Source organism: Kitasatospora sp. NPDC057692, assembly GCF_042799475.1.
Classification (GTDB): Bacteria; Actinomycetota; Actinomycetes; order Streptomycetales; family Streptomycetaceae; genus Kitasatospora.
Genome location: NZ_JBHVIV010000050.1, coordinates 1 through 14825 on the forward strand (window position 1 = coordinate 1; position 14825 = coordinate 14825).

13 protein-coding genes are annotated in these 14825 nt (G+C 75.1%); 11 read left to right on the top strand and 2 right to left on the bottom strand.

What is annotated here, in order from left to right; all coding sequences use genetic code 11:
* On the bottom strand, nt 1-306 hold a 306-nt coding region (locus ACFVFS_RS25495; RefSeq protein WP_380627017.1), incomplete at its 3' end, for an ATP-binding protein.
* 239 nt (nt 307-545) lie between these two features.
* Here ACFVFS_RS25495 and ACFVFS_RS25500 point away from each other — a divergent pair.
* The 10 genes from ACFVFS_RS25500 to ACFVFS_RS25545 all read left to right on the top strand — a co-directional run bounded on the left by ACFVFS_RS25500 (nt 546) and on the right by ACFVFS_RS25545 (nt 13002).
* Nucleotides 546-1385, top strand: a complete 840-nt coding sequence (locus ACFVFS_RS25500; protein ID WP_380627019.1) for a hypothetical protein — start codon at nt 546-548, stop codon at nt 1383-1385.
* A gap of 205 nt (nt 1386-1590) precedes the next feature.
* A complete protein-coding gene (locus tag ACFVFS_RS25505; RefSeq protein ID WP_380627020.1) occupies nt 1591-2352 on the top strand; it encodes a YcnI family protein in 762 nt (253 codons plus the stop codon).
* A 101-nt stretch (nt 2353-2453) separates the two neighbouring features.
* Nucleotides 2454-3134 carry an SCO family protein gene (locus ACFVFS_RS25510; protein ID WP_380627021.1) on the top strand — a complete coding sequence of 227 codons (681 nt, stop codon included), beginning with the start codon at nt 2454-2456 and terminating at the stop codon, nt 3132-3134.
* Nucleotides 3131-3619 carry a copper chaperone PCu(A)C gene (locus ACFVFS_RS25515; protein ID WP_380627022.1) on the top strand — a complete coding sequence of 163 codons (489 nt, stop codon included), beginning with the start codon at nt 3131-3133 and terminating at the stop codon, nt 3617-3619. The genes ACFVFS_RS25510 and ACFVFS_RS25515 overlap by 4 nt, the downstream gene beginning before the upstream one ends.
* A gap of 12 nt (nt 3620-3631) precedes the next feature.
* Entirely contained in the window at nt 3632-5758 is a 2127-nt protein-coding gene (locus ACFVFS_RS25520) for a FixH family protein (RefSeq protein ID WP_380627023.1), read from the top strand.
* 14 nt (nt 5759-5772) lie between these two features.
* Entirely contained in the window at nt 5773-7059 is a 1287-nt protein-coding gene (gene efeB, locus ACFVFS_RS25525) for an iron uptake transporter deferrochelatase/peroxidase subunit (protein WP_380627024.1), read from the top strand.
* Nucleotides 7060-7251: 192 nt separating this feature from the next.
* The gene (gene pheA, locus ACFVFS_RS25530) at nt 7252-8187 is read left to right on the top strand and encodes a prephenate dehydratase (RefSeq protein WP_380627025.1); all 936 of its coding nucleotides are present in this window, start codon (nt 7252-7254) and stop codon (nt 8185-8187) included.
* Between the two features lie 521 nt (nt 8188-8708).
* Nucleotides 8709-9983: a serine--tRNA ligase gene (gene serS, locus ACFVFS_RS25535; protein ID WP_380627026.1), complete on the top strand. Its 1275-nt coding sequence runs from the start codon at nt 8709-8711 to the stop codon at nt 9981-9983.
* 73 nt (nt 9984-10056) lie between these two features.
* The gene (locus ACFVFS_RS25540) at nt 10057-10911 is read left to right on the top strand and encodes an HAD family hydrolase (protein ID WP_380627027.1); all 855 of its coding nucleotides are present in this window, start codon (nt 10057-10059) and stop codon (nt 10909-10911) included.
* 246 nt (nt 10912-11157) lie between these two features.
* Entirely contained in the window at nt 11158-13002 is a 1845-nt protein-coding gene (locus ACFVFS_RS25545) for an LCP family protein (protein ID WP_380627028.1), read from the top strand.
* Nucleotides 13003-13064: 62 nt separating this feature from the next.
* Here ACFVFS_RS25545 and ACFVFS_RS25550 read toward each other — a convergent pair whose 3' ends face one another.
* Entirely contained in the window at nt 13065-13829 is a 765-nt protein-coding gene (locus ACFVFS_RS25550) for a sporulation protein (RefSeq protein WP_380627029.1), read from the bottom strand.
* Between the two features lie 219 nt (nt 13830-14048).
* Here ACFVFS_RS25550 and ACFVFS_RS25555 point away from each other — a divergent pair, with 219 nt between their 5' ends.
* Nucleotides 14049-14789: a FadR/GntR family transcriptional regulator gene (locus tag ACFVFS_RS25555; RefSeq protein ID WP_380627030.1), complete on the top strand. Its 741-nt coding sequence runs from the start codon at nt 14049-14051 to the stop codon at nt 14787-14789.
* Nucleotides 14790-14825 lie beyond the last annotated feature (36 nt).

Consider the following 14825-nt stretch of genomic DNA (forward strand, 5'->3'; position numbering starts at 1 on the left):
CGCCGGGGCGGGGACCGGACGGCGGGCCGCCGGGGCGGCGGGGCCGGGCAGGCCGGGGCCCGAGTCGGTCACCTCGATCCGCAGCAGGTCGCCGCTGATCGACGCGGTGACCTGGTAGCCGTCGTCGGGGCGGCCGCCCGCGCCGTGCTCGACGGCGTTGGCGCAGGCCTCGCTGAGGGCGACGCCGAGGTCCTGGGCGATCTGCGGATCGACGCCCGCGGTCGCCATCGCGCCCAGCAGTATGCGGCGGGCCAGCGGCACGCTGGCCGGGTCGCGCTTGAGGTGCAGAGTCCACCAGATGTCCACGGGAGGTCCCTCCTGGCTGCGGCTCCACATATAACGAGGTATCTCCGGGCGGTGCGCAGGTGAACCGCGCCGGGGGTCCGCCACCGCCCGTTCGGCGGATGGACGGGGGGACGGGCATGTGCCGGGCGGCGCACGTCCGGGGGGCGCGCGGGCCGGTGCGCGGGGCCGATCGGGGCATTCGTAGGGATTTCCCACCCTGCCGGTCCGGTGGCCGTACGCGATGAGATGATGTCCCGGCCATGACTGCCCCAGCCGCCGCCCCGCACCCGGGCGCCCCCGCACCGGACGCGCCGGTGGGGGCCGCCGCCTGGGACCTGCGGCTTGCCCGGGCGGTCCCGTTCGCCCTGGTGAGCACGCTGATCGCGGCGGCCGGGCACGCGCTGGCGGGCGGCGGGGACGTCGCCCTTCCCGCGCTCTCGACGGGTTTCACCGCCTCCCTGGTGCTCGCCGCCGCCCTCGGCCGGCGGGAGCGCTCGCTCGGCGCGATCGCCGGGGCGCTGGCGGCGGTCCAGTTCGGGCTGCACTGCCTCTTCCACTCCTTCGGCGGCCACGCGGCCACCGGCGCGGCCGGTGCGCACCACGGCGGCCCGCTGGGCTCCGGCCCGCTGACCCTGCCGCAGGTGGCCGGCCGGCTGATCTGCAACGAGGCCCGGCCCGGCACCCTGGCCGGCCTGCCCGGCAGCCCGACCGCCGAGCAGCTGGTCGCCGGCGCGGGGCTGGACCCGCAGGCGTACGCGACCGCGCCCTGGTGGCAGGGCGGGGTGCTCGGGATGACGCCGACGATGCTGGCGGCCCACCTGGCCGCGGCCCTGGTCGCCGGCTGGTGGCTGCGGCGCGGCGAGGCGGCGCTCTGGCGGCTGGTGCGGATCGCCGCGTCGGCCGCGTGCGCCCACGGGGCGGAGCCGCTGCGCACCGCGTGCGCGCTGGCCGCGGTGCTGCTGCGCGGCCTGTTCGGCCTGCCGGCCGGCCCGGTCGGCAGGTCCGGCGGCCGCGGCGGGGACGACCCGCTGCCGGCCGGTGCCGCGCTGCGGCACAGCGTGGTGCGGCGCGGGCCGCCGCTCGGGGCCCTCGCGTACTGACCCGCCCCCGGTCCCCCGGTCCCCCACCGGTTCCGGCCCGACGGCGGACGGGTGTACGCGGCAGCCGAGCCGTACCCGCCCACGCGTGCGGTCCTACGGCCTCCCCCACCTCGTCCCCACGCCGCGCGGCCCCGCCGTGGCACGGATCCTCCCGTGCCCGGGAGCGGGCCTGCCCGCCGAGCCTCCGAACGGAGACACGAACCCCATGCGTGCCCTTTCCCCCCGCCGTACCGCCGCCGTCGCCCTCGCCTCAGCCGCCGCGGTGGTGGCGCTGGCCGGACCCGCCTCCGCGCACGTCACCGTGAACCCGGGCAGCGCCGAGCAGGGCGGCTACACCGCCGTCGACTTCCGGGTCCCGAACGAGAACGACGCCGCCGGCACCGTGAAGCTGGAGGTCAACCTCCCGCTGGACCACCCGCTGGCCTCCGTCCGCACCCAGCCGCTGCCGGGCTGGACCGCCGTGGTCGAGAAGTCCAAGCTGGACAAGCCGATCAAGGTGCACGGCAACGACGTCAACGAGGCCGTCTCCAAGATCACCTGGACCGCCGACGCGGGTGTGAAGATCGCCCCCGGCCAGTTCCAGGAGTTCCGGGTCTCGCTCGGCCCGCTGCCGGCCGACGCCGACTCGCTGGTCTTCAAGACGCTGCAGAGCTACGAGAACGGCGACGTCGTCCGCTGGATCGACGAGGCCAAGGACGGCCAGCCGGAGCCGGCCAAGCCCGCCCCGGTGCTGAAGCTGACCAAGGCCGCCTCCGGCGACGGCCACGGCGTGACCGCCTCCCCGTCGGCCGGCGCCGCCGCCCAGACCCACGGCGACTCGGCCGCCGGCGGGAGCGCCGCTTCCGACGACAAGGCCAGTGACTCCACCGCCCGGGTGCTCGGCGTCGTCGGCATCGTCGTCGGCGTGATCGGCACCGCCGTCGGCGTCCTCGGCCTGCGCCGCAAGAGCGGCGGCTCGGCCTCCTGACCCCCGCACCGGCGGGGCCGCGCCCGGCGCCCTCGGCGGGCCGTGCCCGTCTCCGGGCGCGGCCCCGCCGGTGATCCACCGCACACGATCGGACCTCTCCCATGCCCCGCTCCGCCCGCACCCCCCGCACCGCCCGGCTGGCCGGCGCCGCCGCCGTCGCCCTGGCCGCCGCGCTCACCCTGACCGCCTGCGGCTCCGACGGGGGCGGTAGCACCTCCCCCGCCAAGGTCGTCCAGCAGAAGGCCGACTCGCCCTACGAGGGCACCGTGCTCGGCAAGAACTTCGAGAAGCCGGACCTCCAGCTGACCGACACCTCCGGCCAGCCGTACGACCTGCGCCAGAAGACCAACGGCAAGACCACCCTGCTCTTCTTCGGCTACACCAGCTGCCCGGACGTCTGCCCGACCACCATGGGCGACATCGGCGTGGCGATGAAGAAGCTCTCCCCGGAGGAGCGGCAGAAGGTCAACATCGTGTTCGTCTCCACCGACCCGCAGCGCGACACCCCGCAGGTGCTGCGGACCTGGCTGGACTCGATGGGCAGCGACTTCATAGGCCTGACCGGCGACCTGGAGAAGGTGAAGGCGGCCGCCAAGACGCTCGGCATCCTGATCGAGGACCCGGTGACCAACGCGGACGGCACCGTCACCTCCACCCACGGCGCCCAGGTGCTGGCCTTCCTGCCCTCCGACGACAAGGCGCACCTGCTCTACCTGAGCGGCACCGAGGTGAAGACCTTCGAGCACGACCTGCCGCTGCTCGCCAAGGGAGTCGCCGCGTGAAGGGCGCCCGCGGCTTCCGCCGGACGGCACTCGCCGGGGCGGCGCTGGCGACGGCACTGGGCGCCGGAGCGATCCTGGTCGCCTGCGGCGCCGGCGACACCTCCGGCGGCGCGGCGGCCCGGCTGAGCGTCGCGGACTCCTACATCCCGCTCCCGCCGACCGGCGGGATGGCGGCCGGCTACCTGACCGTGCGCAACGAGGGCGGCCAGGGCGACGAGCTGGTCAAGGTCTCCAGCCCCGGCGCCTCGTCGGTCACCATGCACCGCTCCACCGCCACCACCATGGAGCAGGTCGACAAGCTGGACGTCCCCGCGCACGGCGCGTTGCAGCTCTCCCGCGGCGGCAACCATCTGATGATCATGGGATGGCAGAAGGCGCCCGTCCTCGGCGACGAGGTCGAACTCGACCTGACCTTCACCAGGACCGGCACCATCTCGGTGAAGGTGCCGGTCAAGGAGCTCACCTACCGCCCCGGCCAGCAGTAAGGGACCCGCACGATGCTCATCGCACCGGGACTGACGGGACCGCGGGGACGGCGGATCGCCGGGGTGATCGGCGTGCTCGGCGCCGTCCTCGCGCTGCTGCTCGGCGGCGCCGGACCGGCCGCCGCGCACGCCACCCTGCAGTCCACCGACCCCGGGCAGAACGCCGTCCTGCCCACCGCGCCGCCGTCCGTCACCCTGACCTTCAGCGAGGCCGTCTCGCTCTCCTCGGACTCGGTGCGGGTGCTCGACCCGTCCGGCAAGGCCGTGGACGCGGGCAACCCGGCGCACGCCGACGGCAAGGACAACACCGCCCGGGTCGGGCTCGGCACCGGACTCGCCAACGGCACCTACACCGTCGCCTGGCGGGCCGTTTCGGACGACTCGCACCCGATCGGCGGGGCGTTCACCTTCTCCATCGGCGCGCCCTCGGCCACCACCGTCTCCACCACCGCGCTGCAGAGCGCCGAGGCGGACGGCCTGGTCGCCGCGCTCTACGGCACCGGCCGGGCGGTCGCCTACGGGGCGTTCGCGCTGCTCGCCGGCGCGGCCGCCTTCGTGCTGCTCTGCTGGCCGGCCGGGGCGGCCCGGCGCCCGGTGCAGCGGCTGCTGATGGGCGGCTGGGTGGCGCTGCTGGTCTCCACGGTCGCGGTGCTGATGCTGCGCGGCCCGTACGAGCGGGGCTCGGGGATCGGCAAGGCCTTCGACCTGTCGCTGGTGCGCGCCACCCTGGACGAGCGGATCGGCACCGCGCTGGCCGCCCGGCTGCTGCTGCTCGCGGCGAGCGGGGTGTTCCTGTCGCTGCTGGTCGGCCAGCTCGGCCAGCAGCCGGCCGCCCGCGCCGGGGGCGGGGCCCGCGCCGACGGGGCCGGGCCGACGGACGGCGACGCCGAGGAGGCCGAGCTGCGGGAGCTGGAGCGGCGCGCCGCCGAACGCCCGCAGCGCGAGGCCCGGCTGGGCCTCGGGGTGGCCGGGCTGGTGCTGGCCGTCGCGCTCTCGGCGACCTGGGTCGGCGCCGACCACGCCTCGGTGGGCATCCAGGTCTGGCTGGCGCTGCCGCTCGGCATGCTCCACCTGGTCGCGATGGCGCTCTGGCTGGGCGGCCTCGCGGCCATGCTGGTCGGGCTGCGCGAGGGGATCGGCGCGGACGTCGCAGAGCGCTTCTCGAAGATCGCGTTCGGCGCCGTCCTGGTGCTGGCCGGCACCGGCCTGTACCAGTCCTGGCGCGGCCTCGGCAGCTGGGGCGCGCTGACCGGCACCGACTACGGGCGGCTGCTGCTGGTGAAGACCGGCTGCGTGATCGCCATGCTCGGCGCCGCCTGGATGTCCCGTAGCTGGCTGGCCCGGCTGCGGGCCACCCCGGAGGAGGCGGCCGAGGTCGCCCCGGCGGCGGTCGCCGTCGCGGCCGGCGGCTCCGCCGGCGCGGACCGCACCAAGAGCGCCCAGAGCGGCAAGAACGGCAAGAACGGCACAGACGGCGACGGAGCCGAGGACGACGAGGCCGGCCCGGACGGCGCGGACTCCGACGACCCGGTCCGCCGGGCCCAGCTGGCCCGGCAGCGGGCCGCCCGGGAGAACGCCGACCGGGCCCGCGGGCTCACCCCGACCCGCGCCGGGCTGCGCCGCTCGGTGCTGGTCGAGGCCGCCGTCGCGGTGGCCGTGCTGGTCGCCACCACCCTGCTCACCAACGCCCCGCCCGGGCGGGTGGCGGGCGAGGTCAAGGCCGGGGCCGCCAACGGCACCGCCCCGGCGGCCGGCACCACCGGCGGCGCGTCCGCCCCGCAGACGGCACCGGGCCGAACGGTGGAGCTGGCGCTCCCGTACGACACCAAGGGCCGTACGCCGAACGCCAAGGGCACCGCGACGGTCACCCTCGACCCGGCGGCCACCGGGTCGAACGAGGTGCACCTGAAGCTGGACGGCACGGACGGGCAGCCGGTCGAGGTGCCGGAGGTGCAGCTCGCCTTCACCCTGCCGGACCGCGACCTCGGCCCGCTCACCGTCCCGCTGACCGGCGAGGGCACCGGGCGCTGGACCGGGACGGCGCAGCTGCCGCTCGCCGGGAACTGGGTGGTGTCGGTGGTCATCAGATCCTCCGACATCGACCAGACCACGGAGATCAAGCAGCTGAAGATCGGATAGGGCGGACCACCTCCATGGAGACCAGCACCGACAGCACGGTCCAGCAGGACGCCACCGGCGGGCGCCCCGCCTCCGGCCTCACCCGGCGGGCCCTGCTGGGCACCGCCGGGGCGGGCCTGGTGGTCGGCGCGGGCGCCGGCGCCGCCGCGGACCGGCGCGACCCGGCGACCGGGCCGAAGGCGCCCGGCCCCGCCCACGGCCTCGGGCCCGCCCGGGTGGCGTTCCACGGCGAGCACCAGGGCGGGATCCTCGAACCCCAGCAGGCCCGGGTCCAGCTGGCCGCCTTCGACCTGGCCGGCGGGGTCGGCCGGGACGGCCTGCGCGCGCTGTTGAAGCGCTGGTCGCGGACGGCCGCCCTCATGGCCGTCGGCGAGCCGGCCGACGAGTTCGAGAACCAGGTCGCCCTGGACGCCGGCCCCTGCTCGCTCACCGTCACCCTCGGCTTCGGCGCGGGCCTGTTCGACAAGGCCGGTCTGGCCGACCGCCGACCGGCCGGGCTGGAGCCGCTGCCCGCCTTCCCGGCCGACGCGCTGGACCCGGCGCGCGGGGACGGCGACCTGTTCGTGCAGATCGGCGCCGACGACGCGCTGGTGGCCGTGCACGCCCTGCGGGTGCTGCAGCGCCAGGCGGCCGGCACCGCGGCGCTGCGCTGGCAGGCGTCCGGCTTCGCCCGGACGCCCGGTGCCACCGCCCACCCGATGACCGGGCGCAACCTGATGGGCCAGATCGACGGCACCAACAACCCGCAGCCCGCCGAGGAGGGCTTCGCGGCCAAGGTGTTCGTCACCGCCGGGGGAGAGCAGCCGGCCTGGCTGGCCGGCGGCTCGTTCCTGGTGTTCCGGCGGATCCGGATGCTGCTGGACAACTGGGAGGCGCTGCCGGTGGACCGCCAGGAGCGGGTGATCGGACGGCGCAAGTCGGACGGCGCCCCGCTCGGCGCGCCCGCCGAGGCGGGCGAGCGGACGCCGGTGGACCTCGCCGCGCAGGGGGCGGACGGCGCGCTGGCCATCCCGTCCGACGCGCACATCCGGGTCGCGGCGCCGGCCGCCAACGGCGGGGCGGCCATGCTGCGGCGCGGGTTCTCGTACCACGACGGGCTGCTGGCCGACGGCTCGCCGGACGCCGGGCTGCTCTTCCTCGCCTTCCAGGCCGACCCGCGCAAGGGGTTCACGCCCGTGCAGCGCAAGCTGGCCCGGGGCGACGGGCTCTCCCGCTTCCTGCGGCACGAGGCGAGCGGCGTGTACGCCGTCCCGCCGGGCGCACCGGAGGGCGGGTACGTCGGGCAGACCCTGCTCGACTGACCCCGCTCGACCGACCCTGCTCGACCGACCCCGCCCCGCCCGACCTGGCCCGGCCGGCCGGTTGTCCACCGGTTGTCCGTCCCCCTCCCACGGAGCGGAACGCGGTCACGGGAGGAGGGCGGAGTGGCTAAGGTGACTCCTTTCGGCGGTCCGCCGTTCTTTCCCACAGGTCCCGTTCCCCTTGGAGGCGTCATGTCGGCAACCCGCTACACGTACCTCGGGCCGGCGGGGACCTTTACCGAGGCGGCCCTGCGCACCCTGCCGGAGGCGGCGACCCGGGAACTGGTGCCGATGTCCTCGGTCCAGCTGGTGCTGGACGCGGTGCGCGGCGGCGAGGCGTCCGGCGCGTTCGTGCCGATCGAGAACTCGGTCGAGGGCGCCGTCACGGCGACCAACGACGAGCTGGCCTCCGGCGCGCCGCTGATGATCTACCGCGAGGTGCTGCTGCCGATCACCTTCGCGCTGCTGGTGCGGCCGGGCACCGGACTGTCCGACGTGAAGACCGTCACCAGCCACCCGGTGGCCCAGGCGCAGGTCCGCAAGTGGCTGGCCGCCCACCTGCCGGACGCGCACTGGGAGTCCGCGGCCTCGAACGCGGACGGCGCCCGGCTGGTGGCCGAGGGCCGGTACGACGGGGCGTTCGCGGGCGAGTTCGCGGCGCCGATCTACGGCCTCGACCCGCTGGTCAAGGACATCGTGGACGCGCAGAGCGCGACCACCCGGTTCGTGCTGACGGGGCGGCCCGGGCGGGTCTCCTCGCCGACCGGGGCAGACAAGACCTCGATGGTGGTCTGGCTGCCGGACGACCACCCGGGTGCGCTGCTGGAACTGCTCCAGGAGTTCGCGGTGCGCGGGGTCAACCTGATGCGGATCGAGTCCCGGCCGACCGGGGAGGGGCTGGGCAACTACTGCTTCCTCATCGACTGCGAGGGGCACCTCAGCGACCGCCGGGTGGGCGAGGCGATGATGGGCCTCAAGCGGATCTGCCCGCAGGTGCGGTTCCTCGGCTCCTATCCGCGCGCCGACCGGCAGGAGTCGGGGTACGGGCGGCCCGGCACCTCGGACGCGGATTTCACCGCGGCCGCGGACTGGCTCTCGCGCTGCCTCGACGGCCGCGGGGACATCTGAGTCCGTCCGGATCCGCCGGGGTCCGCCGGACATCCGGGCGCCATTCGGCGGCCATCCGTCCTTTTCGAACCGTTTTCCACCCCGCCGGGCGGCCGTCCACAGGGCGGCCGCCCCGGTCCGGGGCTTGTCCACAGGGGTGGGCGCTGTCCACAGGTCCGGGTTATCCACAGGCCTGGGGACGAGTCGACAAACCGGTATAGCCACTGCACGTTTCGGTCGGATCATCGGTTTGCGTCGCAGAGATGACTAATCGGACCAGAGTCACCCGGGTGTCAGCAAATCACCCGTCCGAGTGCTTCAATTCGCTCACCCGAGAAGGTCAATTCAGGTTTGAAACCTGAATTCCATGGTTCACTTCCCGGCCCGCCGACGCCTCCCCACGATCCACAGCCCACGCCCCGAACCTGTGGATAACCGGTCGCCGGACGGTTTCCCACAGTGGTTATCCACAGGCTGGCGCGAGTTATCCCCAGGGGAAAACCGGTACCGGTGGACAGGCCCCCGCCCGGTAGGCTTGCCCCGTGATTGACCTTCGCCTGCTCCGTGAGGACCCTGACCGAGTGCGCGCCTCGCAGCGCGTCCGTGGCGAGGACGTCGACCTGGTCGACGCCCTCCTCTCCGCCGACGAGCGCCGGCGGTCCTCGGGCACGCGCTTCGACGAACTGCGCAACGAGCAGAAGGGCCTCGGCAAGCTCGTCGCCAAGGCCCAGGGCGAGGAGAAGGCCGCCCTGCTCCAGCGCACCAAGGAGCTGGCCGCCGAGGTCAAGGCCGCCGACGCCGAGCAGACCGAGGCCAAGGAGGAGGCGGAGCGCCTGCTCCGCTCGCTGGCGAACCTCATCGACCCGGCCGCCCCGGTCGGCGGCGAGGAGGACTTCGTCACCCTGGAGGAGATCGGCACCCCGCGCGACTTCGCCGCCGAGGGCTTCGAGCCCCGCGACCACGTCGAGCTGGGCCAGCGGCTGGGCGCGATCGACACCGAGCGCGGCGCCAAGGTCGCCGGCGCCCGGTCGTACTACCTGACCGGTGTGGGCGCGCTGCTGGAGCTCGCCCTGGTCAACATGGCGATCGCCCAGGCCACCGCCGCCGGCTTCACCCCGATGATCACCCCGGCCCTGGTCCGCCCGGCCGCCATGGACGGCACCGGCTTCCTCGGCCAGGCCGCCGAGAACGTGTACTTCCTGGAGGGCGACGACCGCTACCTGGTCGGCACCAGCGAGGTCCCGCTCGCGGCGTACCACATGGACGAGATCCTCGACGCCGACAAGCTGCCGCTGCGCTACGCCGGCTACTCGTCCTGCTTCCGCCGCGAGGCCGGCACCTACGGCAAGGACACCCGCGGCATCATCCGCGTCCACCAGTTCGAGAAGGTGGAGATGTTCGTCTTCACCACGCCCGAGGACGCCGAGAACGAGCACCGCCGCCTGCTCCAGTGGGAGAAGGACTTCCTCAACGCCCTCGAACTGCCCTACCGGGTGATCGACGTCGCCTCCGGCGACCTCGGCGCCTCGGCCGCGCGCAAGTTCGACATCGAGGCCTGGATCCCCACCCAGGGCAAGTACCGCGAGGTCACCTCGACCTCGAACACCACCGAGTACCAGTCGCGCCGCCTCGCCATCCGGATGCGCGAGGAGGGCAAGGTCCGCCCGCTGGCCACGCTGAACGGCACCCTGGTCGCCGTCCCGCGCACCATCGTGGCGATCCTGGAGAACCACCAGCAGGCCGACGGCTCGGTCGTCGTCCCCGAGGCGCTCCGCCCCTACCTCGGCGGCCGCAGCGTGCTGGAACCCGTCCAGTAGGACCACCGGCACCGGCCGGAACCGCGGCGACGCGGACAGCGGTAACGAAGCAACTCCCGGGAGACCACGGCCCATGAGCACCACCAGCCCCAGCCCCGTCTCCCTCGCGGACGGTGGCGGCCTGCCCTTCAAGCTGGTCGCCACCGACCTGGACGGCACCCTGCTGAACAGCGCGGAGGGCGTCTCCGTACGGACCCGCGCCGCGCTGGCCGACGCCACCGCGGCCGGGGCGCTGCACATCATCGTCACCGGCCGGGGCGCCGCCTGGGCCCGCCCGGTCTTCGACGAGATCGGCTACCGGGGCATAGCCGTCTGCGGCCAGGGCGCCCAGGTCTACGACGCGGGCGCGCACAGGCTGCTCACCTCGATCACCCTGGACCGCAAGGTGGCCGCGCTCGCGATCGAGCGGATCGAGGAGGAGACCGGCCCGCTGGCGATCGCCGCCAGCCAGGACGGCCTGGACGGCGACGTGCTGGCCGGCCCCGGCTACGAGCTGCAGATCGCCTCCCACCTGCCGGTCGTCCGGGCCGAGCGGGACGGGCTGCTCGCCGCCCCGGTCAGCAAGCTCTACATCCAGCACCCCGAGCTGAGCGACGACGCCCTCGCCGAGGCCGCCCGCCGGGCGGCCGGCGACCTGGTCGGCGTGGTGATGGCCGGGGCCGGCATCGTCGAACTGCTGCCGCTCGGCCTCTCCAAGGCCACCGGGCTGGCCGTCGCCGCCCACCGGCTCGGGGTCAAGGCCGCCGACACCATCGCCTTCGGCGACATGCCCAACGACGTGCCGATGTTCGGCTGGGCGCGGCACGGCGTCGCGATGGCCAACGCGCACCAGGAGCTGCTCTCGGTCGCCGACGAGGTCACCCTGAGCAATGACGAGGACGGCGTCGCGGCCGTGCTGGAGCGGCTGTACCCGGCCGGGCTCGTCTGACGGCCCCGCCCGGCACACCCCGGCACCACCTCGCCCGACGGCACCGCCCCGCCCGACGCCCCCTCCGCGGCCGGGTGAACCCCCTTCCGGCCTCCGCCGGTTCAGCCGTTGGAGTGACCCTGCGGTGAGCCCGGACGGCGAAGCCGCGGGTCGGCGGGGGTGCGGCCGTTCCGGGCCGCCGGGCGGCGCCCGAGGAGTTTGTATGCTCCCAGCGTTGCCCGCTTCCGCCCCTGAGAGGTGCGCGCCATGTCAGTCCAGTGGGGCCAGAGCCCGCCGGATCCGGCTGGGCGGCGGCGTGCCGACGGCGGCCTCCGGACCGACCCCCCCGAGGACGCCCCCGGCCGGTTCCCGGTGCCGCGCACCGGCGGCCGGGCCGAGGCCCGCCGCGCCGCGCAGAACCGTGCCGCCCGGAGTCCCGCCGCGCAGAACCCCGCCGTCCAGAACCCCGGTGCCCAGAACCCCGGTGCCCAGAACCCGGCCGACCGGAAGCGCGCCACCCAGGGCCGGGTCACCCAGGCCCGTCGGCGGGCCGCCCCGCAGGGACGGCCGCGCGGCGCCCGGGGCGGCGCCCGGCGGCTGATCGCCTGGTCGGTGGCCGGGGCACTGGTGGCCCTGGTCGGGGCCGGTGGGGCGGTGTACTACCGGCTGAACGGCAACCTCCGGTCCTTCGACCCCGACGCCATCGCCCCCGACCGCCCGCCCGAACCCTCGGCCGACGCACAGGGCCACCGGCCGGTCAACCTGCTGCTGATCGGCTCCGACTCCCGCGCCGGGAGGAACGGCGACCTCGGCGGCGGCGACGAGGGCGGGGCCCGCTCCGACACCACGATCCTGCTGCACGTCCACGCCGACCACCGGCACGCGGTCGGCGTCTCGATCCCGCGCGACGCCCTGGTGACCATCCCCCGGTGCAAGCTCCCGAACGGCACCTGGACCCGGGAGCAGCCCGGACAGATGTTCAACTCCGCCTTCTCGGTGGGCAAGTCCGAGGCCGGAAACCCGGCCTGTACGCAGAACACGGTGGAGAAGCTCACCGGGATCCGGATCGACCACACCATCGAGGTGAACTTCGCGGGCTTCGCCGCGATGACCGGCGCCGTCGGCGGGGTCGACGTCTGCCTGCCGAACGCCGTCCACGAGGGGAACATCAACCCCAACCTGGGCCGGAAGGGCAAGGTGGTGCTCGCCAAGGGCCGCCAGCGGGTCTCCGGGCAGCAGGCGCTGGACTACGTCCGGCTCCGGCACGGCATCGGCGACGACTCGGACGTCGGCCGGATGAAGCGCCAGCAGGCCTTCCTGGCCTCGCTGCTGGCCAGGATCAAGAGCAAGGGGCTGAACCCCGGCACACTGCTGCCGCTGGCCGACGCCGCCACCCGGTCGATGACCGTCGACCCGGGCCTCGACTCGGCCGCCAAGCTGGTGGACTTCGCGCTGACGCTCAAGGACATCGACCTGCACGAGGTCAAGTTCCTGACCACGCCCTGGCGCTACAACGGCGCGCGGATCGACCTGGTGCACCCGGCGGTCGACACCCTGTGGCGGACCCTGCAGGCCGACCGGACCATCGACGGCCAGGACGCCACCGGCCAACAGCCGGACGCGACCGCCGCACCGTCCCCGGCGGCGCCCGCGCCGCCCCCGCCCCCACCGGTGCCGCCGACGCCGACGCCGACGCCCGGGGCCGACGGCGCGCCGATCAGGGTCACCGTCCACAACGGCACCGGCACCCCCGGTCTGGCCGCCCGGGCCGCCGAGACGCTCCGGGCGGCCCGGGTCACCGTCGCCGCGACGGCCACCGCGCGCGGCACCGCCCGGGCGGCGACCACCACCGTCGAGTACGGGGCCGGGCAGCGCACCAACGCGCAGCGGGTCGCCGCGCTGTTCCCGGGCGCCGCGGTGGCGCCCGTCCGGGCGGCCGGGATCAGCCTGCGGCTCGGCCTGGACTACGCCGCCGTGGCCGCCCCGGCCGCCGCCGCACCGGCCGGGGCGGTGGGCGCGGCGGTCGGCGGGGCGGCGGCGCTGCCCGCCGAGGTGGTCAGCGGGGCCAGGTCCGCCGACGACGACATCTGCAGCAACGTCTCCTACGGCTGACCGCCGGCGCCGACCGCTCACGGCCGGGCCGGGACCGCACCGTCCCGGCCCGGCCCGGGACCTCAGAGGGCGGCGCGGATCCAGCCGTCGACCAGCCCGGTGAGGTCCTCGCCGGCCTGGCCGTGGCCGACCACATGGGTGCGGATCACGTCCCCGCCGCCGCCGAACAGGCCGCCGCGGCGGTCCGCCTCCAGCACCACCTCGACCTTGTCCGGGGTGGTGACGAAGCTGACCTCCAGCGAGTTGCAGGCGTGCGCGTACTGCGGCGCCGCGGAGTACTCGATCTCCTGGTAGAACGGCAGCGTCTGGCCGGTGCCGCGGATGTGCCCCGCCTCCAGGTCCGCCGAGCGGAACCGGAAGCCCAGCTGGAGCAGCGTCTCCAGGATCCGGCGCTGCACCGGCAGCGGCTCGACCTCCAGCGGGTCGGAGTCGCCCTTGTCCAGCGCGCCCGCGATGTCGACCTCGGTGCGCACCCCGAGCTGCATGCCGTGCAGGCGCTGCCCGGCGATGGTGGTGACCGGCGCCTCCCACGGCACCTGGACGGCGAACGGGATCGAGCGGTTCTCGCCCGGCGCCAGCTTCAGCGGCGCGGTCACCGAGAAGCGCGCGAACGGGTACAGGCCGGTGCTCTCGCCGTCCTCGTGCTCGATCTCCACCCGGGCGACCAGGGTCAGCGTGATCCCGCGGATGTCGGCCTCCACCGTCCCGCCGGTCAGCTCGACCGTGCCGGCCATGGTCCCGCCGGGCTGCACGACCGGCGTGCTCAGGACGGTGTCGACACCGGGACCGCCGACGCCCAGGGCACCGAGCAGCTTCTTGAACACCATGCGGACGCTCTCCTCGCATCAAGGGGTGTGGGCCGGGTTCCGTCTCGCCGGATCTCCGGTCGTCCGAAGGAACGCCAGGTCGCCCCGGACGGTTCCCGCGCCGTTCATCCCCAGTTGTAGGATGACCGGGCAAGCAGTTGTAGGATGACCGATGACCGGGGCCGCGCACGCCCAGGACACCACCCGAACACGGCCCGCACCCGGGGAGGAGAGCCCGCCATGACCAGCGCGCACAGCGGCCACGACACGCTGCAGACCGCCGGGCGGCGCTCGCTCGTCGACACCGCGATCGAGCAGCTGCGGGAGCAGCTGAGCACCGGCGTCTGGCCGGTCGGCTCGCGGATCCCGACCGAGCACGAGCTCGCCGAGCGCCTCGGCATCGGACGCAACACCGTCCGCGAGGCGATCCGGGTGCTGGTGCACGCGGGCATGCTGGTCTCCCGGCAGGGCGAGGGCACCTTCGTGCGCTCCACCAGCGACCCGGCCGCCGTGCTGCGCGGCGTGCAGCGCTCCGGGGTGCGGGACGTCCTGGAGGTCCGCGCCGCGCTGGAGACCGAGGCCGCCCGGCTGGCGGCGCTGCGGCACACCCCCGAGGACGTCCGGCGGATGCGGGCCGCGCTGGCCCGTGAGGCCGAGGTGATCGCGGCACACCCCGAGCGGGCCGGCCGCGAGGCGACCGTCGAGCACGACCTGGAGTTCCACACCGCCGTCGTCGAGGCCGCGCACAACCCGGCGCTGACCGAGGTGTACCGCTACTTCGGCGCCTCGGTGCGCGAGTCGATGCGGGCCGCGTTCGGCGACCACGAGATGCCCGAGGTGGTCGTGGCGACCCACCAGGCCCTGGTCGACGCGATCGAGAGCGGCGACCCGGAGCGGGCCGAGCGGGCGTGTCGCGCGCTGCTCGCCGAGCCGACCGCCGCCGTCGAGCAGCTCCTCGCCGCCATCGCCGCCCGGAAGTGAGCGGGCCGAGGCCCTCGCTCCCCGCTCACCCGGTGT

What these genes read in the sequence shown, in the direction of transcription:
- efeB (WP_380627024.1), top strand. Translation starts at nt 5,773, where the DNA reads ATGGAGACCAGCACCGACAGCACGGTCCAGCAGGACGCCACCGGCGGG.
- ACFVFS_RS25540 (WP_380627027.1), top strand. Translation starts at nt 10,057, where the DNA reads ATGAGCACCACCAGCCCCAGCCCCGTCTCCCTCGCGGACGGTGGCGGC.
- ACFVFS_RS25520 (WP_380627023.1), top strand. Translation starts at nt 3,632, where the DNA reads ATGCTCATCGCACCGGGACTGACGGGACCGCGGGGACGGCGGATCGCC.
- ACFVFS_RS25545 (WP_380627028.1), top strand. Translation starts at nt 11,158, where the DNA reads ATGTCAGTCCAGTGGGGCCAGAGCCCGCCGGATCCGGCTGGGCGGCGG.
- ACFVFS_RS25500 (WP_380627019.1), top strand. Translation starts at nt 546, where the DNA reads ATGACTGCCCCAGCCGCCGCCCCGCACCCGGGCGCCCCCGCACCGGAC.
- ACFVFS_RS25555 (WP_380627030.1), top strand. Translation starts at nt 14,049, where the DNA reads ATGACCAGCGCGCACAGCGGCCACGACACGCTGCAGACCGCCGGGCGG.
- pheA (WP_380627025.1), top strand. Translation starts at nt 7,252, where the DNA reads ATGTCGGCAACCCGCTACACGTACCTCGGGCCGGCGGGGACCTTTACC.
- ACFVFS_RS25505 (WP_380627020.1), top strand. Translation starts at nt 1,591, where the DNA reads ATGCGTGCCCTTTCCCCCCGCCGTACCGCCGCCGTCGCCCTCGCCTCA.
- ACFVFS_RS25510 (WP_380627021.1), top strand. Translation starts at nt 2,454, where the DNA reads ATGCCCCGCTCCGCCCGCACCCCCCGCACCGCCCGGCTGGCCGGCGCC.
- ACFVFS_RS25550 (WP_380627029.1), bottom strand. Translation starts at nt 13,829, where the DNA reads ATGGTGTTCAAGAAGCTGCTCGGTGCCCTGGGCGTCGGCGGTCCCGGT.